The organism is Acidovorax sp., from assembly GCF_046339755.1.
Classification (GTDB): domain Bacteria; phylum Pseudomonadota; class Gammaproteobacteria; order Burkholderiales; family Burkholderiaceae_C; genus Acidovorax.
Map to the genome: position 1 here is coordinate 1 of NZ_JBKDTZ010000404.1, position 23,524 is coordinate 23,524.

At 57.3% G+C, this 23,524-nt stretch carries 19 protein-coding genes and 3 pseudogenes; 12 read left to right on the forward strand and 10 right to left on the reverse strand.

Features of this window, described 5'->3' with window-relative positions; all coding sequences use genetic code 11:
- Window positions 1-994 precede the first annotated feature (994 nt).
- The 6 genes from ACK59X_RS34470 to ACK59X_RS34495 all read left to right on the forward strand — a co-directional run bounded on the left by ACK59X_RS34470 (window position 995) and on the right by ACK59X_RS34495 (window position 8,139).
- Window positions 995-1,975 (forward strand): helix-turn-helix transcriptional regulator, encoded by a 981-nt coding sequence (locus ACK59X_RS34470; RefSeq protein WP_409964000.1) that lies wholly within the window; start codon window positions 995-997, stop codon window positions 1,973-1,975.
- A 235-nt stretch (window positions 1,976-2,210) separates the two neighbouring features.
- Window positions 2,211-3,893, forward strand: coding sequence for a hypothetical protein (locus ACK59X_RS34475; protein WP_409964002.1), 1,683 nt, complete (start codon window positions 2,211-2,213; stop codon window positions 3,891-3,893).
- A gap of 355 nt (window positions 3,894-4,248) precedes the next feature.
- Window positions 4,249-6,177 carry a hypothetical protein gene (locus tag ACK59X_RS34480; RefSeq protein WP_409964004.1) on the forward strand — a complete coding sequence of 643 codons (1,929 nt, stop codon included), beginning with the start codon at window positions 4,249-4,251 and terminating at the stop codon, window positions 6,175-6,177.
- A 904-nt stretch (window positions 6,178-7,081) separates the two neighbouring features.
- Window positions 7,082-7,273: a hypothetical protein gene (locus ACK59X_RS34485; RefSeq protein ID WP_409964006.1), complete on the forward strand. Its 192-nt coding sequence runs from the start codon at window positions 7,082-7,084 to the stop codon at window positions 7,271-7,273.
- Window positions 7,274-7,404: 131 nt separating this feature from the next.
- The gene (locus tag ACK59X_RS34490) at window positions 7,405-7,554 is read left to right on the forward strand and encodes a hypothetical protein (protein ID WP_409964008.1); all 150 of its coding nucleotides are present in this window, start codon (window positions 7,405-7,407) and stop codon (window positions 7,552-7,554) included.
- A 165-nt stretch (window positions 7,555-7,719) separates the two neighbouring features.
- Window positions 7,720-8,139, forward strand: a complete 420-nt coding sequence (locus ACK59X_RS34495; protein ID WP_409964010.1) for an acyl-CoA thioesterase — start codon at window positions 7,720-7,722, stop codon at window positions 8,137-8,139.
- 239 nt (window positions 8,140-8,378) lie between these two features.
- Here ACK59X_RS34495 and ACK59X_RS34500 read toward each other — a convergent pair whose 3' ends face one another.
- From ACK59X_RS34500 to ACK59X_RS34520, 5 genes are all read right to left on the reverse strand, one after another.
- Window positions 8,379-9,716, reverse strand: a complete 1,338-nt coding sequence (locus tag ACK59X_RS34500; protein ID WP_409964012.1) for a Fic family protein — start codon at window positions 9,714-9,716, stop codon at window positions 8,379-8,381.
- Window positions 9,717-10,610: 894 nt separating this feature from the next.
- On the reverse strand, window positions 10,611-11,111 hold the full coding sequence (locus ACK59X_RS34505; RefSeq protein ID WP_409964014.1) for an SLATT domain-containing protein: 501 nt from the start codon (window positions 11,109-11,111) through the stop codon (window positions 10,611-10,613).
- A 5-nt stretch (window positions 11,112-11,116) separates the two neighbouring features.
- Window positions 11,117-12,100, reverse strand: a complete 984-nt coding sequence (locus ACK59X_RS34510) for a GTP pyrophosphokinase family protein (RefSeq protein WP_409964016.1) — start codon at window positions 12,098-12,100, stop codon at window positions 11,117-11,119.
- Entirely contained in the window at window positions 12,097-13,152 is a 1,056-nt protein-coding gene (locus tag ACK59X_RS34515; protein ID WP_409964018.1) for a nucleoid-associated protein, read from the reverse strand. The genes ACK59X_RS34510 and ACK59X_RS34515 overlap by 4 nt, the downstream gene beginning before the upstream one ends.
- Before the next feature lie 133 nt (window positions 13,153-13,285).
- On the reverse strand, window positions 13,286-13,720 hold the full coding sequence (locus tag ACK59X_RS34520) for an FAD-dependent monooxygenase (protein WP_409964069.1): 435 nt from the start codon (window positions 13,718-13,720) through the stop codon (window positions 13,286-13,288).
- A 327-nt stretch (window positions 13,721-14,047) separates the two neighbouring features.
- On the opposite strand from ACK59X_RS34520, the gene ACK59X_RS34525 reads away from it, so the two are divergent.
- On the forward strand, window positions 14,048-15,127 hold the full coding sequence (locus tag ACK59X_RS34525) for an SAVED domain-containing protein (protein WP_409964020.1): 1,080 nt from the start codon (window positions 14,048-14,050) through the stop codon (window positions 15,125-15,127).
- Window positions 15,128-15,361: 234 nt separating this feature from the next.
- Here the strand turns inward: ACK59X_RS34525 and ACK59X_RS34530 are convergent, their stop codons facing one another.
- From ACK59X_RS34530 to ACK59X_RS34545, 4 genes are read right to left on the reverse strand one after another with little or no spacing between them, the layout of a single operon-like run.
- Window positions 15,362-15,589, reverse strand: a complete 228-nt coding sequence (locus ACK59X_RS34530; protein WP_409964022.1) for a hypothetical protein — start codon at window positions 15,587-15,589, stop codon at window positions 15,362-15,364.
- A gap of 35 nt (window positions 15,590-15,624) precedes the next feature.
- Window positions 15,625-16,182 carry a Mov34/MPN/PAD-1 family protein gene (locus ACK59X_RS34535; protein WP_409964024.1) on the reverse strand — a complete coding sequence of 186 codons (558 nt, stop codon included), beginning with the start codon at window positions 16,180-16,182 and terminating at the stop codon, window positions 15,625-15,627.
- Window positions 16,179-17,969: a ThiF family adenylyltransferase gene (locus ACK59X_RS34540; RefSeq protein ID WP_409964026.1), complete on the reverse strand. Its 1,791-nt coding sequence runs from the start codon at window positions 17,967-17,969 to the stop codon at window positions 16,179-16,181. Before ACK59X_RS34540 ends, ACK59X_RS34535 begins: the two co-directional genes overlap by 4 nt.
- Window positions 17,970-17,974: 5 nt before the next feature.
- Window positions 17,975-19,186, reverse strand: a complete 1,212-nt coding sequence (locus ACK59X_RS34545) for a nucleotidyltransferase (protein ID WP_409964028.1) — start codon at window positions 19,184-19,186, stop codon at window positions 17,975-17,977.
- A gap of 191 nt (window positions 19,187-19,377) precedes the next feature.
- Between ACK59X_RS34545 and ACK59X_RS34550 the strand changes: the two genes are divergently transcribed.
- From ACK59X_RS34550 to ACK59X_RS34560, 3 genes are read left to right on the forward strand one after another with little or no spacing between them, the layout of a single operon-like run.
- Window positions 19,378-20,313 (forward strand): helix-turn-helix transcriptional regulator, encoded by a 936-nt coding sequence (locus ACK59X_RS34550; RefSeq protein ID WP_409964071.1) that lies wholly within the window; start codon window positions 19,378-19,380, stop codon window positions 20,311-20,313.
- Between the two features lie 40 nt (window positions 20,314-20,353).
- Window positions 20,354-20,920, forward strand: a complete 567-nt coding sequence (locus tag ACK59X_RS34555) for an exonuclease domain-containing protein (protein ID WP_409964030.1) — start codon at window positions 20,354-20,356, stop codon at window positions 20,918-20,920.
- A 17-nt stretch (window positions 20,921-20,937) separates the two neighbouring features.
- A complete protein-coding gene (locus ACK59X_RS34560) occupies window positions 20,938-21,249 on the forward strand; it encodes a hypothetical protein (protein ID WP_409964032.1) in 312 nt (103 codons plus the stop codon).
- A gap of 50 nt (window positions 21,250-21,299) precedes the next feature.
- Here ACK59X_RS34560 and ACK59X_RS34565 read toward each other — a convergent pair.
- Window positions 21,300-22,039, reverse strand: a pseudogene (locus ACK59X_RS34565) (Bug family tripartite tricarboxylate transporter substrate binding protein).
- Window positions 22,040-22,086: 47 nt separating this feature from the next.
- Here ACK59X_RS34565 and ACK59X_RS34570 point away from each other — a divergent pair.
- Together ACK59X_RS34570 and ACK59X_RS34575 are read left to right on the forward strand one after the other, a co-directional pair.
- Window positions 22,087-22,599: pseudogene (locus tag ACK59X_RS34570) on the forward strand (methylglyoxal synthase); the annotation flags it as partial.
- A gap of 51 nt (window positions 22,600-22,650) precedes the next feature.
- A pseudogene (locus ACK59X_RS34575) lies at window positions 22,651-23,490 on the forward strand (IS630 family transposase); the annotation flags it as partial.
- Between the last annotated feature and the right edge of the window lie 34 nt (window positions 23,491-23,524).

Consider the following 23,524-nt stretch of genomic DNA (forward strand, 5'->3'; position numbering starts at 1 on the left):
TGGTGTTCGACAATTAAGTTGTACTCTTCGACAATGAGTTGTGCTCTGGCCGTTTTTCGACAATAAGTTGTACCCTGGAAGGCCGACTTCAGGGTCAATTCGTTAACAAAGAGTTCTACCCTAGAGTGAAAAAGCGGCAACCCCTAGTACGCCCCCAGGCCAAGGAGGGCACGAGATGATCAAGTCAGCGGAGATCTATTGTTCAATTTGTCAGCACTATCCGTTGGATAGCGGGCTTTTTGACAAATAGTTCTACTCCAGCGGAAACCAATTCACAAATAGTTCTACTCTCCTATGTGCCACGACCAAGCAGGAAAGCTCGTGTTGCATTGCCTCTGCAGGCAGACTGGACCCGTCAACCCACCTCTTCGGTATCAACTCATCAACACACATCTCCTACTTGACGAGGTCGAGATATCGCTACCTTGATCCATGCTCCCGAACCAAATAGCGTGCGGCAGAAGGTCAGCGAGACAGTTGCGCGAGCTTGCCAATCGAACACACGCACGCCCTGCACCTAGTTGCACAGCTTTAGGCACAGCAGACCATCAGCTCCCATGCACCACTATGCGATTTGGTTCACCGCATCGCCAGACGACAGAAACCACTGCGGCACTTGGCACCATGTCTGACCAACCAAGGTGAAGCTGCGCACAACCTCGCTGCTGACGGGCTGCACAGCCAGAGCGAGCCAGGAATGGCGGTGCTGCTTGCACCGCCAGAACTGATCCGTCAAACCAAAGCTACGCTATCAACTCACCGACATCCAGCGACTACACTGCAATCAAGGGTTCATTGCATGTATGCGTGCTTCCTTTGGCCGAACCTTGAACTGTGCTGCTTGGCACCAGGGATTGGCCAAACGTAGCGCGCACTTTGGTCTGTACACGTCACCCGTTCGTGTGATAGCTAGCTCCACCCTTTTAGCCGAAAATGTAGCAATTGGTTACGGCGACGTAAATCAGTTTATCGATGTAGATGGGCTCCAATAAACATGCAACGTGCCATCTCCCACGAATACAGCCTATTGTTGCTTTCGCTCTATCGCCTCTCGCTTGAGTGCCCGCTAGACCAGTTTCAAGATGCGGCGTTGGGGCTGGTGCGCACCGAATTGGCATTCGACTCTTCCATGTGGGGCACAGCCAAGCACGGAGTGTCCGGTATTGATATCCACACCATCCACCTGCACCGGCAACCCATCGAAATGCTGCACGCCTATGAGGCGGTCAAACACCTCGACACCGCAGCGGTCGCGGTGTCCAGGGCGCCAGCTGCCACGTTGTCGTTCAATTCCGCGGATTGGTTCTCGGCGCCGTCCCAGCGCCCCCTGTTGGAGTACGGAAACCGCTTTGATCAACGCAATTTCTTTATCACCTCCGTCCTCGACTTGGACACAGGGTTGGCACAATGGGTCACACTGTTTCGCGCCAGCGCCAAGGCCGAGGGCACCGAGCAAGAGCGGCTACTGCTGGCCGCCCTGATGCCGCACCTGCAGCAGTCGCTCAAGCACAACCGCATGCTGCACCTGTCACGGCTGAACCGGGCGGAACAGCCGATCCAGGGCAGCGCCATTGCTGATGCGCGCGGCATGCTTTATCACCAGGACCCGGCCTTCGAGGAGGCGATGCGGCTGGAATGGGAGCGTTGGACTCCGCCGGCCATTCCTGATGCGCTGCGCAAGCACTTCGCCGGGGGGCAGCGCGTGTTCTGCGGACGCCATAAGGTGGTTACCTGCCATGTGGAGCGCGACCTGCTATTCCTGCACTCCCGCCCGCGCCACCGGGCCGACGCCCTCTCGCCACGCGAACTGGCGGTGGCCCGGCTCATGGCACAGGGCCACACGCACAAGGGCGTGGCCGCCGAGCTCGGCCGCGCCCCCAGCACGGTGCGTAACCACATGCAGGCCATCTACGGCAAGCTCGACGTCAACAGCATCGCCGGCCTAATCGAAGAACTGCGCCTGATCGCGGAATAAGGCACCGCTTGCCCCCCTCCGACTTTCTCCGCTCAACTGGCGGGTTTTGTTCCCGCCGCTCCTCGTTTCCCCCGCGCAACAGCCCCTGCCGACAACGGTAGGCCCGTGCACGACTGCTGAAGGTATGCGCCCGCCGCCCCAAAAATGATGCATTTGCATCATTTCCATCGTAGTAACCGTTGCATACATTTTTCGGTGAGGGTGCGCTGTGCGCATCGATTTCCAAGGAGCAACTGTGCCGACGAAAAACCATTCCCAAGTTCGCCGCCTGGCCGCCTCGGCAGCGCTCGCGGCCCTTGCCCTGGGCCATGCCAGCCTGCATGCCGCGCCCCGCGTGCCCACCGCGAACGAACTGTTCGACTGGGCGCAAACCGCCCTACCGGCCGTGTTTCCCGGCACGCAACCCAGCGTGACGGCCGCTGGCTTCTCCTTCCGCGGCCCCTACTCCAGCGGCAACTACGTGGGCGTGGAGGGCAGCTCCGTCTACGTGCTCGGCCCCGTCACCGGCAACCAGTTGCTGCGCGTGGGCGCCCTGGCTGACTTCGCCTGCAGTGTGCACCCCACCAGTTGCACCTCCAGCGACGCGATCGCCAAGGCCACCGCCTTCTTGGCCGCGCAGGACGCGCTCTACGCCACCAGCCTTCCCGCCAGCGGAGCGCAGGCCTTCGCCAACCTGGACGCCTGCTACTTCCACAGCGGCGTGACGCGTGGCGGCGAAATCGCCCGCTTCGACGGCGATGCCGAAGTCCGCGCCAGCCTGTCGCGCCGCGTAGGCGCCAAACGCACCGACATCGAAGTCCTAGCCGAGCGCAACACCACCAACAGCGACGGCTCAGCCCGCCGCGAGATCGACGTGCGCTACAACCTCACCTTCACCGACGGCATGGTGCAGCGCGGTATCCAGGAGACCCTGGTGCAAGGCAGCAGCGCCGGTACCGCCACCGTCGCGGGCGCCTGCGCCGCGCCGCAGAATTCGCAGGACCTGCGGCTGCTGGGCAACCAGCGCATCGTGGGCTTTGGCGTGACCTCGATCAGCGCGGTGTACAACCGCTTCAAGCTCGCTGATGGGACCGCACAGTCGCCTGCGCGGCGCTTTCGCAGCGAGGTACGCTACAACCTGACGGACCCAAGCGGCGTGGCCACCTACGCCATCCTCTCTGGCCCCGGCATCGCTACGGCCTTCAAGCTGGTGTCGCCGCGCCTGCTGGCCACTGCGCCAGAATTCGCGGGCAAGCCCGGCAATGCGCTCAACCCGCCGGTGGATGAAACCTTCAAGGCCTGTTGGAGCACTGGCGCCGCCTCCATTGCTGAAGCCGCCACGGCGGATTGCACAGCCAATGGCGCGGAGCTCAATGCCACGCGGGTGCAGAACACGGACGCCGCGGCGCTGGACCAGGCCTTCAACGCATTGGGCTTCACGGCAGGCGGCACCTACACACTGCAGGTGTTCGCTGACGATGGCTGGAAGACCGTGAACGGCCAAGCCGGCAAGACCCCCATCGCGACCTACCAGGCACGCCTGGCCGCCCTGCCGGAAAGCGCAGCGGCCTTGGCCGCCGGCAGTTCGGCGAACTACCCTGAGGTCACGTTGTCGCTCACGACAGTGGACATCGCCGCCACGCTGCGCAACAAGGCATCGGCTGCGCTTCAGACCACCATTGCCAAGCCCGCCAAGGCCAGCGCACCGCTGCGCCTGGACAACACCTACCTGTTCGAGCAAGGGCGCGTTAGCGCCGCCGCGGCATATCCCAATGTGCGCGTCAACCCGTTGACATATCCCGCGGTCGCAGCCACATCGATCAACTCGACCATCCCCGCGCCGCCACAGAACTTAGCGGTGCCGACCAGCGCGGAACTGGCCATCTCCTACAGCGACCTCAACGGCCGCAGTGTGCGAGGCATATTGAGTTTCAACTGATTTAGAAGCAAGTGCACTCACTACCTCGATGGCGGTTAGATGGCCGGTTCTACTTGCTTGCTGAGGTGTGGTGCGGATTGCCCGTCGGGCCTGCGCTCGGGTGGCCTTGGTTGTCTGCCCTGGGGCAAACTCTAGGCGCTCGATACAATTTGACGCAGACCACCCAACTGTTGGCTTCCAGTCAGGGCTGAAATCCGCACGGGACTTTTCCTATCCGCAACGGCAACACCAAGAATACAAAATGCGCGACTCTCTACGTAGCATCATCTCTCGACTCCTGCTGCCCTCATTCATCGTGGCAACCGGAATGGCATCAGCGGCGGACAAGTCTTTAGTGGGGGTGACGGGGGCGCATATGGCCACCAATTTCAGCAGCGGCAGTGCCGAAGGCATAAGAAATTCAGTACCAGGTCCATTCCAAACCGGTGGCCAACTGAAGGTGCAAGACGTTCGGACCAGCGTTTCAAGGTCTAGTTTCACACAGCCAGACGGCCAGAAGTTCACAAATGATGTTGCTCGGGTGGAGTTGACAAACGTTCAACTACCTAGCGGGACTTTGCTGCCTAAAGCTGGATTCTGGTTAGTACGCACGCTTGAGAACAGCACTCGGTTGCTGCAGTTCAGGCCCTCATTGGACTCTTCCCTGCGCGAGGTTTCTGGCTTTAGCGAAGACCTCACATTCATTCTTACTTCGGATGGCCTGGTGCAAACACCGTCCTCCTCGACGGTCGTTGGGGCCGCGAGGGAACTGGTTTCGTCAGTGATTGCCAGCGGCGCATCGCTTATGCCCACCTCTGCGGTAGTAGATAGCTCGTCTACCTCACTAGATAAGCAATCCATCGTCGAGACGCTCAACAGCATTCGCGCTGGCGTATTGGCCGTACCCGACCACTACTTTAATGGATTGCGGAAAATTAATGCCCAGTGGATCGGCATCAGCGTGGCAATGTTTGTAGACAGCGTTTCAGATCCTGCTGTTCGACTGCGGTACCGACCAGTGGGGGGAAAGGCGAATGAAATTGCCACCTGGGATGACGCAGACCTGCGTGCGTTCGTTGCCAGGGCACATGCCCTAGGCTTCAAGACGTATTTGACTCTTGCCTTTGAGCAGCCCGACGGGGATATGCAAGGATCCGCCGTTCCCGGTGATCCGCGCTGCCGGCGTGCGGACGCGCCTATCCCGCGGTTTGTGATGGGCAAGCCCTTTGTCGAAGCTGGCGAAACGATGATGCAGTGCCTTGATCCTGCTGATTTCTGGTGGGCTCCTGATCATCCCCAGCATGTCGCAAAACGGGCGGTATTCTGGAATACATATACAGACATCGCAGTAAAATATGCACGACTTTCTCAAGAAATGGGTGTAGAGCTTTACTCAATCGGCACCGAAACTGATTGGCTCTTCCGTGCGCGCCCCACCGCAACTCTGCCTGTACATTTCGGGACGGAGTTGAATCGTATGATGGCTGGAGTGCGATCCGCTTACAGCGGCAGAGTCACTTACGACCAAGAAATTAAAGTGCTGATGCAACCTGCAGGCTTTCGAGGTGGTGAGTGGGCTCCGATGCTTGCAGGTGATCTCGGATTTGATGTTATCGGCATCAGTGCATATCCCAACACTTTGGAGAAAATGCCGATACCAACCCGCGTCATGTCGGTGGCTGAGCTTGAGCAAGCCTATTGGCAGCCTGTTTTCGACAACACGCTGATTCCACTTCGCACTCGTTATCCAAATCTACCTATCGTTTTTACGGAATACGGGCTGGTCAATGATATTGGCGTTCCAGTCAATCAGCAAAATAACGTGGGGCGCCCTCTAACTGGCCGAGACAGCACGGGCATTTCGGATGGCATGCGTCAGCAGGCCAACCTCTATCAAGCATTCTTTAACGTGAATGAGCGTAATAACCGATTGGTAGCGGGCGGCTTTGTCTGGGCAGACTATATGCTGAATGGGCCGACGCAAATGGTTCATTGCAGGGACGTCACGCACCACATTCTTTGCAGTCCGCCAGCCATGTCTGCAATCGGTGCAAGCTACGCGCAACAAAACAGCGACAGTACAAGGGTTCTCAACTGGGCTGAGCATGCCTTGCCGACGTTTCTGCCATCGATTGGTACTCAGGTTCGGATCAATAACGTCGATTGCCGTAGCTACTCTTCCACTGGAAACTATCTTTGCATCCGGGATGGAAGGGTACTCGCACACAACGGTCGTGAATGGCAAATGCTTGACGTTGGCGGTGTCGCGGATTTCTTGCCCCTGGCGAAGGCCGCAGGTTTCTAGTGTTGCCTCAATATCGTATCGGCCAACAATTGGACTCCTTGCTCACGTGCCTCTTCATCGAGCCATGCCGTAAGCCTTCTATTTACCAGTAAAGCTGCCAAGGCAGGGCGGTCGGCGGTCTCAAACTTGGAGTGCAACACCTGCCCCCCAGGTGATTTGCACAAATGAATTCACGATACACGCACTTGCAGCCAGAAGATCGCCTCACGGTTGCTTCTCTTTTGCAGCAGGGGCTGCAGCCAGCTGTCCATCGACCGCCTCCATGGGTGCAGTCCCAGCACCATTTGCCGTGAGCTAGCATGCCCAGGCCCTTGCCCAAGCTACACCCCCTGGGCGCCGTGTGGCGCGTGGTCTTTGATCCTTTGGTTTGGCGTTGATCTCCCCAGCAAATTACCCGCACACTGCAGGGCGTGTACCCCGAGGATTCCAGCCGGCATGTGTCTCGCGAGACGATCTACAAGGCTATCTATGCCTAACCACGCGCGGGCTCAAGGAACAGCTGATCGCGCTGATGCGCCAGGGGCGCAGTGGCCGCCGGCCGCACTTTGCGGGTCAGCATCCATGTGTGCCCTCTCGATAACGATGACCGGCTGTTGCCTGGGCAGTGGGAAGGGGACTTGATCAAAGGCGCCAACGACCAGTCAGCAGTCGGTGTGCTGGTCGAGCGCAGCACGCGCCTGGTTTGGCTGTGCAAGATGCCCGATGCAACGGCCGAGACGGCCCTGGCGGCCCTGGCGGCCTTTACGGCCAAACTCAACCACGTGATAGGACCCATGAGCCAGACGCTGACCAACAACGAGGGAGATGGCGCGCCATCGGGAGCTGGCCAAGGCAACAGGGAAGCGGGTATCGTTTGTGACCCACACAGTCCCCAGCAGCGTGGCAGTTGCGCGAGCACTAACGGTTGCTGCGCCAGTTCCTGCCCAAGGGAACAGACCTGAGCGTGCACGATCAGGATGCGATGCGCTCGATTGCGAACATGATGAACAACCGACCACGCGAGACTCTGGGATGGAAGGCACCGTACCAGGCGTTCAAGCAGTTCATGCAGTTCATGCAGGCCATTGGGCCGCCGCAGGGCGCTAACATTCTCTGAACCCAAACCGTTTCAATAAGCGGTGTTGCGCTTCAAGCTTGAGACCGCCATCGGGGCAAAGCGGACTCGTCGTTGAGATGATCACGAGGTGCGACGGGGTTCACCAGCGAAAATTGGTTTGGTGATACATGATGTCCGGCACGGGCAGCGGTGCTGGATATGCTGGTGACTTCCGTGGCATTGAGCAGCGCAGGGATCAGCAACTGGCCGGGGGCATCGCGGATCTGGAACACGATGCCGCCATGCTCGCCACACAAATGCGAGATGCATGTGATTTCTAAGGACGCGTTGGATGGGTCACCACTATGCTTCCGATCGTTGGGTCGATGAGATCCGCGTGTGGAGCATACACGCAAGCGAAGGCAAAACAGAACTACGGATACCAGCGTGGTGATGGTATGGACAGCACACATGCGTGTTGACTACCTATGGACACTGGACCTTCCATGACAGACCTCCCAACCCCAACCCAAGCGGCGAAGATCTTCGAAGTTGAACTGAAGGTCCGAGACTACGAGTGCGATATGGACCACGTAGTGAACAACGGGGTCTACCTGAATTACCTAGAGCACGCCCGCCACGAGCTTCTGGAGTCGAAGGGCCTGAAATTCGGTGAGCTGTCCAAACGCGGAATAAGCCTCGTCGTCACGCGAGTCGAAATCGACTACAAAGGTTCGCTGGTAAGCGGCGATAGCTTTGCCTGGCGTTTTGTCAGAGGCGGTTACGGTAATCTGCTCTTCCTCGTTAGCGCACTATGCGTGTCGAGGTTCTTTGACTTAAGCCCTAGCCAGACGGGCGTTCAATATTTTGGACAATTTCAAATGATTTGCCGAAGATTTCGGACAGTTGCTGTGTTGGCACAGTGAACAAGCGACGAATGCAACCTCCAGGACGCTCTCAGAGACAGGCTCTTTCGCAGCCATCGATTCGCAGTCGGCGCACGTTCGCATAACTGGTTTTAGGCTATCTCAGGGGCCAACTCGCCAAAATCCCCACGTCAAGGTCTCCTCACCAATGTGACGTTCGAGAATGACGAGGGGGCGTCGCGGGCGACGGCAAACCCACGTACGCTGCCGCAGGCAGTGAAAGTGCCGAATTACCCCCGTCACTCAGATTGCATCTCCTGCAGCAATGCAGTTGAAATCCGATGGGCAAGTTCCGTAGTCTGAACTTCAACAATTTTGCCGTCTGCGAGCTTCGCATACCACTTGTCACCGTTGCCGGACTTGGCTGTCAATTCAACGGCGTAAGGCGATACTGTATCGCTCACCCATTTTGGGAATCCCGCGGGATTTTTCCTGGACCAGAACAGGGATGGGCCGCCTTGTCGCTCCAGCTTCTGCAGCATTTGATCGCTACGGTGCCCAATGTACGCAAGCTTCTCGAGCTTCGGGATGCCTGGAACTACAACGCTCAAGTCAAAAGCCCAACTCCTTGCCACCGCGTGATTCGAGCACACCTCAATGTAGTCTTGGAGGTCCAATGCATCATCGAACACCCGAACGTGGCAACTGCCACCGATGGAGTCGAGCGCAGAGGACATATTGTGTTCGACGATCTCAGCGAGCAGCCGAACAGTGATCTCCCAGATGCGAAGTTCTTTCTGTTGGCGATTACGGATTTTCTCTAGGAACGGGTCGAAGCCCTGCTTCCGCTTGGCCGAACCTTCTAGCCCAAGGAGTGCTCCCTCAATACGGTCGAAAATCAGCTCGGCAAAAGAACGAATATCGCCTCCATCGTCGGACTCTGCCAACGCGTCGATGTACCGCTCGCGCTCCTTCTTCTTGATAATGATCGGTGGGTAGCCAGCACGAATCAGCTCAAGATTTCCGATAGCACGCGCGGAGCGCCCGTTGCCATCGATGTACGGATGAATGTGCGTCAGCCAAGCGTGCAACACAATTGATCTAATCGGTGCTGGCAATGTCTCATTTACCTTTGACCAGGCTTGCCACGCCTCCATGTTTTTCATCACCTCCTCCCAAGTACGAGGGGGGGTGTGCTTCGCACCGCTAATCACAACCCGTTCGCGCCGGAAGATGCCCGCCCCTGGTCGATCGCCCAACAAGAGGTTGTGAACCTCCTGAAGTTGAGGAATATCTGTGAGGCTAGCTTTGTTCTTGGCAAGATCGACGATCTTAGTCAGAGCACGATCAAGTGAAACCGCGTCTTTCGTGTACGCCGGGTCATGCCCTGTAATCGTTATTCCTTTAACGACCGCGAGCTCGGTTTCGCCAACGGTCAAGGGGCTACCTTCGATAGCATTCGACTCGGCCACCTGTTCGAATCGCTTTTCGCCGTAGTAGTCACGCAGTGTGCCTTCCGTAAGCGTACCGTTTTTTCGCAGCAGGGCGACGCGCTCTTCAATCGCGTCAAGCCGTTTGCGAACCTGTGCGGTGGCAACAGGATCGAGGATGTACGGGGTGCCTTCGAGGTTGAACATGCGAGATTCTCTGACGGTGAGGGGGTAGTTAGAACGAAGTAAGGGCCTACGATAACCGACGTGCCGGTTCAGGGTCACAAAAAGCACGGCATGGAGGGAAGCACCTGCTTCGCACCGGACAGGGCCGTTCGAACACCAGTGCGAACAGGGGAGAACCGGTTCAATGGCCTGCCTCAAAGCCGCCTCTCACTGGTTTCCACTCCTGGCCGAACTCTGCCGTAAAAGTGCAACTGATGACCTGCCATTGGTGCCGGCGGAGTGGTCAGATCGACATAGACTCAGTGTTCAGCGCGCCCGGAATAAGCGTCTTTGCCGCTATTCACGATGGAGCACTCAACGAAAGTTCGATGGCACCTAAGCGGAAGCGTCGGTGCGGCTCCTGGGCGCTGGCGCATAGCCAGTTCTATTCACTACGTAACGCGATGGTAATTGTTATGGCCACCAGAGCACTGCTTTGGCTGATGAGCGGCTGAACACTCTGCGTGGCAAAGACTAGTCACTCTAGAGTCTTCCGGCGTCTTCGGATTTTGGATTCTGCATTGCAGTCGCCTCCTTGCTTGCTGGCAAGAGACCCGGCGAGTGATCCGGTGGAATTGAATTCCCTCAGAATGGCTTCGTCGCCTTTCTGAGGAGCAAGCCAGAAAGCAGCTGTACACCCGGTGAGATCTGCGGGGGCTCCCGAGCCGGCACACGGTCGCAGGCGTTGGGCTTGAAGTCAATAGGTGAGCCCAGAAAGTTGATTGGAAGCCAATCGCGGCGCTGGAGTGTGCCCAAACCCGGGTAGTCACAGCGAAATGTCGCACGCGGGGCGCACCAAGAGAACGCCTCGTGATGACGGAATACGACGTCGCAGCCCGACGTTCACTGACCATCTTTGGGGATGGTGGCAGCACGCTAGATGGGATCGTCACCCTCCTTGGCTTCATGCGAGAAAATGGGTGCATCGACGTTAGGCGCCTCTTCTGCCAACTTATCTAGCTTTTCCCGGACGGCGGCCAGCTCGCTGGAGCTGACCTCGCCCCGAGCATGGAGCGATTCCAGTTCGCGTCGGATCGACCCAAACTTAGCTCCAACAGTTCTGTGTTTCTCCGACCTCTCCGAAAACTTGAAGAAGGTTTGCAGGCTAGAAAGAACCGTGGCGGCGATGCTGAACAATCCTGCAATCACCTTGGCGTAGAGCGGAACTGTTTGAGAGAGGATGGACGCGAATGCCGAGGCGCCCACGAATGCGGTGATTACGATGACTGGAACGCCGAACGTGCGTCCATAGTTCGCCAATCTATTGGAAGCGCGATAGTGTGCGAACTGCGACTCCCTTGCACGCCTTAGCCAAGCGACGACGAGTTCAGCTTGGGTGGCAGGTGGGGAATATCGGGTGGTGTCAGGGGTTGTCATAATATCTAGTCATATGAATAACCTAAATCTGCGCATACGAGCTTCAGGCCTGGCAGAAGAGATTCATCTGGCCAGGAGTGCTTTGTTTCGTTAAAGTGCTTATCAACAAGCCAATATGTGAGAACACAGCCTGCGCTACTGAACAGCTTATCATCAAGCCTGGCCTTTATCCGCGATCGAACGGCGTTAGATTCTACAGCGTCTCCAACGTGGCTCATCCCTACGTTTTCCAAGAGATGACGAAATCTATCAAATACAACTGCACATACAACATCGACCGGTGCTGGGCTACGCTGAATGGCCACTCCATATACCTCGGCAAGATATTCCAACCACTTATTGCGATCCTCGGATATTTCTTCAAGTTGCTTTGCCGTTTCGCTGAAGATTGAGTCCGTAGACTCCATCAATGCCATTGATCGAGCCACGAGACGTTTCGCGCTCTGCGGGATTGAACGAAAATTCTTGTAAATTTTGTCATGGCACAACTCTGCATAGGCATGTTGCATGATCGTGCGAATTTGTATTTCGCACTTTACATCATCGGAAAGAACATACCCACCGATAGTAGCACCTCTGCTTCCGCTAATCACTAGGTGAATCGACTGGTAGTCGAAGACATCGGGATCGTCGTCCACCTCATACTCAAAATGCCGAGTGCGAATGGCACTCCAGCCGGAATGATTTTTAATAATATCTTCCACGACCTGCAAGTCAGCGCGGAGCAATACTACAAATCTCGCCCCCACTAGATCATGCATTTCTTTTGATGATGCCAGTGTGTCCCATCGATCGAACTTCCTGAGTGCAGATTCTTCAGTTTTTAGCCGATATTGAGGCTCGATTTTGAAGAAGCCGTGGTAGCGCTGCGCGCCAATTTCGGCCTTGACCATCTCGGAGATTAGCTTCACTGATTCACGCGCCCACAACTCAAGTAGAGATGCGTCGTCACGCATTTCCGCAAGAAACTGGTCGCGGGAGATCTTCACTCTTGACTCTCTACTGTTCCACTGATTTTCACGACTGTGGAACCATCCGAAGACGGTTCGATCGAGACAAGGGATATTTGATCAGCGGGTGTACTGATCATCACTCCGGTGGTGAAAACTATTTTTCTGCGGCGCTTCAATCTGGTTTTTATATATTCAGTATCTTTAGTAATAGCATGCTTGCTAATGTTCGCCTTATCCATAAAGACGATGTACTGACTCTGCATTGCAGGGTCAAAATGATCGTCGGAGAATCCCTTCACACTGAGCGTTTTTTTGTTACTTCGTAGTTCAGCACGCAAAGCTTCGCCAAGTGCGATTTTTTTGGAAGTTGGAATATTCTGAGACTGCACGAATTCATTAGTCTTCTCGAAAAACTCCCTTGTTCGATGTCGGTCCGAGGAAGCAACGTCGGCTCCAAGAAACTCCGAATGAAAGTAGAAGGCCGCACCGCGCGTCTCCGTCCCAGTCATAAGATGGTCGAACAGATGAACCGCGAAATGCTCAGGCGCCGTCTTCGTGCCTAGATTATTCGTTTTCTGTACAAAGCCGATTTTGTAGAGCTTCTGGCTTTCTGCAAAAAAAATATCCGTCAAGTAGTCCACGACGGTCTTTCCCTTGTTTGACTTTTCGGTGAGCCCGTCTTGCAGTTCTGATTTAACAACCGCAGAGAAGGGAAACCGGCTTTTCGATGTATGGCCTGATATGACTATTAGCTTGCTTGCGGACAAGTTTTTTGATTGCTGAGATCTTGTCAAGTCTACCGCCACGATGGCGGAACTCGCGATGAACTGGGCGTCATTCCCTTCCATCATGTCTACCGCATTGGCGAAGAAGCTTTGCGTTCCGGTGTTGTGAAACTGAGCTTGGATGCCATGCGAGTGGTGCCCGAGTGCTTGACTGATCCGTTTCGCGAACATGTCCAGGCCTGCCTTGGGCAGCGTAACAAGCGACGTCGCGCAAGTAGGTGCCACGAACGACTTATCGTCCGCTCGCGGGGGAATGTGGTGGACGATGATGCGTTCGATTGACAAAAACGTGAGGTCAATCATCAGTTGCGAACTCCTTGGCATTGATGGTACTGTATATAACTACAGCATTTCTGTTACAAATTACTTCCGCACGGGATGTTACTGGCCGAATCACAAACCGTATAGCGCTGTTTTGCCAATCGTCCTTACCGCGTCATCCGTGACCGCTCATCTGCAGGGCAAACTGCTCGGCTCCGTTTGCACTTATGCATACCTCAAGGCCCTCGGCTGGGGCGTCTAAGTAGTGGTGTGCCTGTGTAAACATTGCCCTCTCGTACATGCCAATGGCACTGTGAACGTCTTGCGCTCCTATGATCGAAAGTGCCAGCTCTGCACCGTCCGGCATCGCCGCGTTTGCTCCGGCGCCCGCAAATTGAGACATTTGGTGTGCGGCATCACCCATTAACGTGATCCCTTTCTGGCTCGTCCAAGATATGTTGCGAGGCCTCTGCGGGCCTCGACCTCGACCGGCCGAGAAAGGCTTCAGGAAGGCGCCAAAAAGGCCATAGGTGCCCGAGACACGGCTCTGCATCCGTGACCTCCAAGCAAGACTAGAAGACCTCCAGCCCAGCGCTAGCATGCTGCCCATCAAACCCTTTGCCAAGCTTAGAGGATGAAGAACTTGGAACAAGATCCCATATAGAGCTTCGCTGCTCAAGCCAGATCACACCCGGCCAGTGAGTTGGGACGTCCGAGTCGGGCACGGGTCATGATCCTTAAGCGCCGGAATGTTCCTCACCAGCATCAGGGTGCGCACTCGAAATCACACCGCAAGCCATGGACATCACGGTCCAATAAAAAATCAAAAATCCAGACAATACTATGGACTTTTCTGCAACCGTAAAGAGTGAGGGTTTTCAACGCTCTACGACATGTCCACAGTTGGGTAGCACGCCGGTACACAGAGGGAGAAGTAATGAGCTGGATTCAACAGATAGTGAATCGATTGCTGGACTGGTACACCAGGCCTCGGTCTGTAGGTTTGGCACTTCTCAAACACGGTGTGGTGCTGGCGGGTGTTACCCTGGCATCTGACTGGGCATTGAAGTTAGCGCTGCAGTCAGACAACGAGAACTGGTCGTTCTCCTTTGGTACGGGTCAGGGACTTCCAAGCTGGGTCACCATCCCCTTTTCATTCCTCGCATTTGGTCTCATCGTCACCGGCGCTGGCACCCTCATATGGGATTCTTTGCGTGAGCGACGCCGCAGGCTTGTTGTGATTGAACTACGAGGGCTGCATTCCAGCCCTGACACCCCGGCGGTCAGCAAAGTGCTTCCAGCATTCCGTGGCGACCGGCGCCATTTGCTGATCGACTTTCGCCCCCAGGGTCAGGATGCACGCGTTGACACGGACTACATGCTGGAGCAAATGGCCTCGTTGAAACCCACACTTCAGTCATTAACCAACGGGGTTGATAAACGTGATGTTCAGGTGGCCGTTGGAGGACTTGCCGCCGTGCCGGCCCTGTGCTTGGCAGGCATGCTGCTCGACGATGAGTCCCATGTCCACCTGTACGACTGGGATAGAAGCGCCAGGAATTGGCGCGGACTCGATGGCATTGACGACTCCATTCGTTTTCAGCCATTGGAAGGTCTCGATACTGCTTCAAATCTGCCGGAAGCAGTGCTTGTTGTGGAGGCGTCCTATGCGATAAACGCTGCAGACATCGCGCAAACCTTTGGTGAATCTGTCTCCGTTGTGCGCCTGCGAGTGAGCGAACCGCTTGCGGACAGATTTTGGTCGGAGCAAAAACAAAATGCGATGGCTGCACAGTTCCGCGACGCTGTTCAGCAGCTTCAAGCGCAGGGAGTAAGAAAGATTCATTTGGTAGCCGCAGCCCCTGCGAGCCTCAGCATCCGTCTGGGGATGGGCTACGACAGGCGCCTGCACCCAGAGTTGATTGTCTATCAGTTTGAAAGAGGTTTACCCAAGGCCTATCCCTGGGGATTGCGAATGCCCACCGCAGGTATCGCGATGAGCATCGTGAGGAATTGACGAGGCGCGGCACAAAGCAAGACTAATCCGCGTGCTCCCCTCGGCGCGCCTCGCCATTCGCTTTCAAAGCACGATTTCTACGCTTCAGGTGGGTATCGCGCATCAGGGCGTACTTGTCTGGAGCCGCTTGGTCGATAAGATCAGCCGACGGGTGTTGTTCAACCAGCCTGGGGCGCTGCAACGGGCCGTGACTCACCAGGCTAGGGATCTATGTAGACCGGGCTCAAAGAACCTCTAAGAGTTGACACCCTGTTTCATCCCGCCAACGATGAAGTCCAACAGCTCCTGACGCATGTCTTCGCTGTCCGATTCAGAAGCCTTGCGGCCGGACAACGCTTGAAGGCGATCGGTCCGCCCCCGATCACTCATTGACAGAAAGACCGTACTCACCATGAGCATATAGCGGCGATACAAAGAGCTCCTTGCGCCTGACCAACTGCGCAAGCTGATGCAGGAAGACATTTCGGCATGGAAGCAAGTGGCCGAAGCTGCCAATGTCAAGCCCGAGTAGCGTCGTTGTGAGGCCCTTTGCTTCTCATGCGGGCTTGCGTGGGAATCTTTGGTGGAGTGTCCGGCGTGTCGTGCCAGCAGCGTCGTAGAAGCTCCCCATCGTCGATCCATATTCCAAGCCCATGAGGAACGGGGGCGTTACCAACGATCACGAACACCAGTCCTGCCAACTGAGGTCGCGCGGCCAAGGCATGTTCGCGCGCCAAGCCGTGATCCTCACGCGAAGGCTCGGGAGTCTTTTCAGGATGGGTATGCCAAAGGCCAACGCAATGAAGTCCTTCTTTGAACTTCGCTTCGCGCTCCTCCATCGCCTGCTGCGTGTTGAACTTGACTCGCGTGCGCAAGGACCACTTTGGCGGAAGCAGTGTCGCCAGTTCAATATCTATGCTATTTCCGGTGAGGTCTCGCGCATACAACTGTCCAACCGACTCCCGCTGTAGGCGATTGGTTTGTGCATACTGTGCGAGGAAGTGAACGACCGTTGGCAGGATTCTCAAGGTCCAGCACGCTCCCTCCAATCGGAACACCAAGGGCGCTGCGCTCATCGCGGACTCAGGACTTCACGAAGGTTGCGAGTCACAGATGCGCTATCGGCAGCAAACCTGGATTCCGGCACGATCGACCTCGTGTTTACGGCCATCGGCAGCTGCTCAAAAAATGCGCTGGATCGTACCCACGACCACACAGTCGAGGCATGCCGTGGATCGTCAAGCACGGCGATCACTCGCTGGGCAGCGAATGCAGCAACCAACTCGATATCTGCAGCGGCGTAAGGGTGAAACCCCGCGGAGCAGGCCGGCAAAGTAATACGGGTGTCGTTGGCAGAAAGATCGCTCGCATTGACCAGCCAGTCTGCAGGATCATCCGCTGGCCACGGCACTTCCGGCTGAGACAAGACCACATGCCCAGCGCTGCACATAGGTTCGGTCCAAGAATGGATCAACGGCGCGTTGCCAAAGAACGATGCGCGCATCTGCGAGAGGAACACACGTACGGATGACTCGGCGGTGCACTCCACAACGAGATCATATTTGCCGGGACTCGCATGCTTCGTCACCCAGGTGGCGGCATCGGCGAGATGTCCGTTGACCTGGATCCCCGGGATGGACTGCATCAATCGAGACGCCAAAGCCTGGGCTTTGCCATTCGCGACCTCCCTCATCCCGAGCGTGTGCCGCGCCGTGTTTTCAGCCTCCATGAGCTGAGAATCCACGATATCCAATGTGCCGATGCCGGAGCGAGCCAAAGAGCCAGCTAAAGGGCTGCCCAACGAACCGGCTCCGAGCAACAACACACGCTTGCCACGGCGCCGATGCAGCGCTTCGAGCTGGTGGTCCCGGGCCAGTGCCCAATCCGAGTCAACGCGGCTCGTGCCGATGGGCTGCATGTTGGGCTTGCCCGGGGTAGGCAGCGTCGACGGGTAAAGCTGGAATCCGTATGCAAGATCGTCTTGGACCAACACCACGAGCATCGGGCGTCGTCCAGGCGGAGCCTGCATCTTGGACCCGTTGGCTGCACAGTCATGTCCATCCACAAAATGAGACTGCGGCACCCCGAGCTTCTGAAGCCAACTGCTTACCGAACATTCATGCCCGGTGAGCCGACCGACGAGCGAGTCCAACTGGTCATAAGTTGACGGCCAAGTAGACGGCGTCCAAAGCTCAGTCCCTGGCATCCGCACAAAAAGTGCCTTGCCACGCACCACAGATCCATCCACCCATTGATGGCGTGTGGCCAGCTTGTGAGGGTCGACATTTCCCGCGCAAGCGACTTGCAGCCTGTAGACGCGATGTTTGGATCCAGCTGGCACATAGGCGGCGATCGAGCCTTCTGCCCAGCCACGAAGCCCGCTTGCGTCCACTAACGTTCGTTTCGGTGCCGGCCGTCGACTTGAGTCTTTTGCCTTTTCCAGGTGCTGCCAGTAGGACGCACGCTCGCCATGGAACTGCGCCTGAACCCAACCGGCATCCCGTGAATTCTCAAGCAGCTCTTTCACCGCGCCAAGCGCGCGCACGACGGCTGAAACGGGGTCGTCGTAATCACCGGGCATGGACCGCTGCCCGAGACAAAGGTGACCATCGGACTCAACATGCGGCACTTTCAGGAAGTACCCCTCGTCAACGTAAATCCTGCATGGAACCGCAGGAAACTCTGTCGGGAGCAGCAGGCGCACACTGCTGATCAACAAGGTGGGATCTTGAAGCTCAATCTGCCATGCGACGCCCTTTTCCCCGGGCAGCAGTTGTACGCGCCGCGCCCACGCCGATCCAGCCCCCTGGTCGAGCCATTCTTCGACGACGAACCTGGCTGTTTGGGATGGGAGGCGATGCACGTCTATCAGCCCAGCGTGTTATACGAGCCAGACTTGATCGGTTGGCTGGGGTTCGTCCGCGTGTAGGCACTCGCGCTGCTGATGAGCCCGCCGAGCACGTCGGACTTCGGCTTGATGGCCTTCCAGGCTTCAAGCCCGGCCCCGCCGAAAACGCTGCGGATCTTGTCGTCGCTGGGCACGCGCGCACTTTGGCCCAGCAGCGCTTCCAGGTCGCTCTCAAGGGCACGGTGCCAGCGAACGAACTCGCTATGGCGCGCGCCGCCGTCAGAATTCCAGCGGTCTGCAAAGTTCTCGGTATTGAGCTTCGGGTTCTCGATGCGCCAGCCCTTTTCGTCACGACCAATGTAGTTAGGCATAGCCTCCACAAGGGCCAGAACAACCTCGATGGGCGACTTGAAACCAGTAGGGCGAGTGGCGAGCAAGTCTGCGTACGCCCATGTTGCCAACGTCACGATGATCACGGAAATTGGCATGGCCTCCTTCCGTTCCTTTGGCGCGGACCAGTAGGTGGTATCGCGGTGCAGCTTCATCAGCTGCACCCTACGGCGCAGGATGTCGTCGAGCCCAATGGGAGCGCTCGGCAGCGGCGCCACCGTCGCGCTCTCCCGCAGCGACGCCTTCATGAGGAGCGTTTGAAACTGGAAGCGCTTGGCAGCATGTGTGCAGAACCACTCTGCAAATTCATCGGGGTTCGATGGAGCCCACCCTGTGTCAGGGTCACGTACAGACAAGCTGGAGCCTGGCCGACCGGTCTGGTCCCGGACTGCTGGCGTGACATCAAAGTAGTAGGGCTTGCCGGGATAGTCGAGGCGCCAGCAGCGGCGCTTCGCAACAGGGTCGCCGGTGACGCTCTCGTTGCCTTCGAGCGCCTTCCCGAACGCCTGGAACATCACCTCGGGGAGTGGGGAGTCGTAGGCCGGACCGGTCAGCTTCACCACAATATCAAGGTCAAACTTCACCGGATAGCGCTGGCTGATCGTGGTCTGCGTACGCATCGAGCCTTGTGGGAACACATACACATCGTGCCTGGGGAGGCTCAGCTTCCGGGCGATCTGGTCGGCAAGAAGATCGTATTGAACTTCTGCATCCGCGCGATCAGCCGGGTCGAGTTCCAGGCGCTTGAGCAGCCTGGCAAGCAGTTCCTCCCATTGCTCGGTTTCGCTGCGCGCAGCCAACGAATCGAGAACACGTTTGGAAAGGGTCGGGTTGGTCGTCATCGGGTCCTCACTGAACGAAAGTTAAGGTGAATACGCCTGGCCGGAGACGACCTCCAAGACCGACGCGGAGCAAATATCGATCACAATGATACTGTAACAGCAACTTTTTGGACTGCACTACGTAATCATTTTGATTAGACCATAAAAACCTAAAGATTTGCAAACGGACTGGAGACGATATGATGCGCGGCATGTCCGAATCCCCAAACCCCGCCCGCAGTGATCCCCTTGAAAGCCTGAACAGGACGCAGCTTGAGCGGCTAGCACATATCGACTTTCGTCTGTACTTTCTTGGCGAACTCGGCCGCGCGGATGTCTCCGACCGATTTGGTACGGGTCCGGCGGCAGCGACCCGCGACATCGCCGCCTATCGGCAATTTGCTCCAAACAATGTCGTTTTCGATATTGGGTCGAAGGTCTACAGGCCAGCTGAGAACTTCGTCCCTCTGTTCGAACACTCCCCTCAACGCGTCCTGACGGCGCTTTCGCAGGGGTTCGGTCAGGGGCTTGGTGACGTGCTGGAGCCCATGCTCCGGTGCGAGTTTCCGGTCCCATTGAGCCAGCCAAATATGCAGGTGCTCGCGCCTATCACCCGGGCCATACATCAGCGCAAAGCTGTTCGGCTGGGGTATACATCGGTGGAGAGCGGTCGCACCGAGCGGGAAATCGTTCCGCTGGCCTTGGTCGACATCGGCATCCGCTGGCACGTCCGTGCTTTCGACCGCAGACACAGGCAGTTTCGGGACTTCGTCTTTACGCGAATGGACAACCCTGTGGTCCTGAGTGACAGTCAGGTTACGAGAGAAGAGAGTGTTGAAAGCGATGATCAGTGGAGCCGAGTCATCGAGCTTGAGCTAGTACCACATCCCGCTCATCCTCGCCCGGAAGTAGTTCTGATGGACTATCCATTTGACGAGCACGGCGTCATGCGCTTGAAGGTCAGAGCTGCGAACGCCGGCTACATGTTGCGCCGATGGACCGTTGACTGCTCTCCAGATCACAGCCTACGTGGTATGGAGTATGCGTTGTGGCTGCGCGATGCCCTGTCCCTCTATGGGTCCAGCAATGCGCAACTTGCGCCTGGCTACCGAGATCCTCGCGCAGGCACCAAGATAAAGGCGATCTGACAGATTCTCCAGACAACTACTGAGCTCGCGAAGGAGCCATATGGGCAAAAAGCAGGAAGTATTTGTATCAGTAGATGTCGAGTCCAGCGGACCCATCCCGGGCGAGTTCAGCATGTTGACTCTCGGAGCCTGCCTGGTGGACTCGCCAAGCACCGCGTTCTCAATGGAGCTGAAGCCGCTCAATGGCAACTTTGATGCCGAAGCATTGGCGGTAACCGGGCTTTCTATGGAACAACTTGCGCGCACTGGCCTGCCTCCAACCCAAGGGATGAGCCAGTTCGCCTCCTGGATCTCAACCCATGTGGCAAGCGGCGCAGCTCCTGTCTTTGTCGGGCTCAATGCAGCGTTCGACTGGTCATTCGTGAACTACTACTTCCATCGGTTCATCGGCACAAATCCATTTGGATTCGCCGCGCTGGATATCAAGGCATTTTTCATGGGTGCCACTTCCTGCGAATGGCAGGAGACGAAATCCAGTTCCATTTCCAAGATTCTCCGCCCCTCACTCAAGGGCAACCATGATGCACTCGATGACGCGCGATATCAGGCCGAACTGTTCCGCCTGACTAGGGAACTGGCGGCCAGCAAATCGCGTGCTGTCCGATGACCCGCCATCTGAGGTCCTTGATCAACCAGCAAATTTTTATGCCAACCAACGCGATCACCTATCAGTTCAGTCGAGACCTCCGCGCACGCCCGTTGAGTGAGACGAGAGCATCTACCGACGCCATGGCCGTGCTCTACAGCTGGGCGGATCATGATGGACGAGAATTCGATGTCCATGTGGATGAAGATGATCAGCTCGTCGCTACGCTGCGATGGGCGAGTGCTCAAGTCGACGCAGCGGCCAGCGACTTGAATGCTCTATGCGCTGCCCATGGTCTTGAAAGAGAGGTGGTGAAGCTGGAGGCCTCCAGCGCGAGGCAAGCCATTTAAGTCGTAGCGTCTGCCCAGTTATCACCCAGCGCGGCCGGCATTACCAAGAATCAGTTCTTCTTAAGCCCACTGCTTTTGACGACGGCCGTCCAGTCTGTATTGCTTTTAGCCACAAACGCTGAGAACTGCGCAGGGGTCATTGACTGGCTGATCTTCACGCCGTAGTCCTTGAACCTGGCGCTGACCTTCTCGTCCGCCAACACCTCCGCGAATGCCTTGTTCACCTTGGCGATCACATCGGCAGGCGTCCCCTTTGGCGCGAAGAGTCCGGTCCAGAAGTAGAAGTCCATGCCTGTGAGTTCGGGTGTGTCTCCCGCGGCCCCAATCTCCGGCGCGCCAATGTCCCGATCCTTGCTCATCACCCCAACCGCTGTGACGTTCCCCGCGAAGTGCCCTCCCATGACATCGAGGGCAATCTTCGAAGCCGACGCGTATGGGATGAACTCGATCTTCGTTCCAGTGCGTTGCTTCAAAGACTCCATGGCGAGTGCGGGAAGGGATCCAGCCCCAGTGGCTCCGTAGCTGAGCTTGCCTGGGTTGGCCTTGGCATAGGAAATCAGCGAAGAAAACGAGTTGATCCCCAAGGACGGCTTGGCCACGACGCCCAGGCCACTCGTGCCCAGTGGTTCGATCGCTTCCAGGTCCTTAAGGTGTACGTCACAGCACTTTCTGTGAGAGGCGCCAGCACAACGTCAGACACGATTCCCATCACAATCGTGTAGCCATCCGCAGGTGACTTCAAGCCCTTGTTCACACCAATAGCGCCGCCTGCGCCGGCAACGTTCTCCACAACAACTGGCTGCTTGAGCTTGGCTTCGAGACCAGGCGTGACGATGCGAGCCCCTGCTGCTCACGGTGGCTGCCGCCATCGAATGGATGGCCGTGGAGGCCGCGCTGCAGGCCGGCACCTCGCTGCGCCAGCGCCCGCCGGCCATGGTGCCTTCCATCGACCAGCAGTCCGTCGCCCTCATCGCGCACGATGCCTTGAAGGCCGCCATGGTCGACTTCGCGTTCCGCCACTTCGACCTGCTGTCGCAGACCAAAGAGCGCTTTGCCACTGGCACCACAGGCGGTCGTCTCAACGAGATGGCCTGGTCGCGCGGCTGGCCGCGCGACCTGCCCTGGGTGCAGCCTCTGCGCAGCGGTCCACTGGGCGGCGACGCGCAGATCGCCGAGCTGGTGCTGGACAAGCGCTGCGACAAGGTCCTCTTCTTCGAGGACGTGCACGTTGCCCGCCAGCACGAGGCCGACATCCAGCTGCTGGAGCGCGCCGTCTGCACCAAGAGCTTCGAGGCCGCCTGCTACCACACGCCGGCCATGGCCGATGCCTGGGCCACGGCCTGGGCGTAGATCCGGACACTGCGCTTTAAACGAATGAGTATTTCCCCATAGGATGTCTCTGGCCCGGCGCGCACGATCGACGACGAGCGGGTGGCGCACCTGATTAAGACGACGCTGCACACCAAGCCTGCCAACGGCTCGACGCACTGGAGCGTGCGCACAGTGGCCGCTGAAACCGGCATCTCCAAGACCAGCGTGCAGCGCTATTTGCAGCTCTTCGGGCTGCAGCCGCATCGCACCGAGAGCTTCAAACTGTCCAATGATCCGTTCTTCATCGAGAAGCTGCGCGACGTGGTCGGTCTTTACCTGAGCCCGCCGGACAACGCGCTGGTGATCTGCGTGGACGAGAAAAGCCAATGCCAGGCGCTGGAGCGCACGCAGCCGATGCTTCCAATGGGGTTTGGCTACATCGAAGGGGTCACCCACGACTACAAGCGCCACGGCACGACCACGCTGTTCGCTGCGCTGAACGTGCTCAACGGTGCAGTTCTGGCCGCATGCAAGCCGCGCCACCGGCACCAGGAGTTCCTCGCATTCCTGCGTGAGATCGACAAGGCTGTTCCCGCCCAGCTGGATGTGCACTGCATCGTTGACAACTACGCCACCCACAGCCACCCGAAGATCAAGGCGTGACTGGCGAGTCGGCCGCGCTGGCACATGCACTTCATCCCGACCTACAGCTCATGGCTCAATCAGGTCGAGCGCTTCTTCGCGTTGATCACCGACAAGGCAATCCGCCGCGGCTCCTTTACCAGCGTCAAACAACTTGTGCAGCGCATCGATCAATTCGTCGCAGCCCACAACGTTGACTGCCAGCCCTTCAAGTGGACCGCCACCGCAGATTCGATCCTCGAAAAGCTGCATCGACTTTGCTCACGTATCAGCGGGACAGCACACTAGGTTGCACGCGAAAAATTAAGCTTCAGGATCAAGG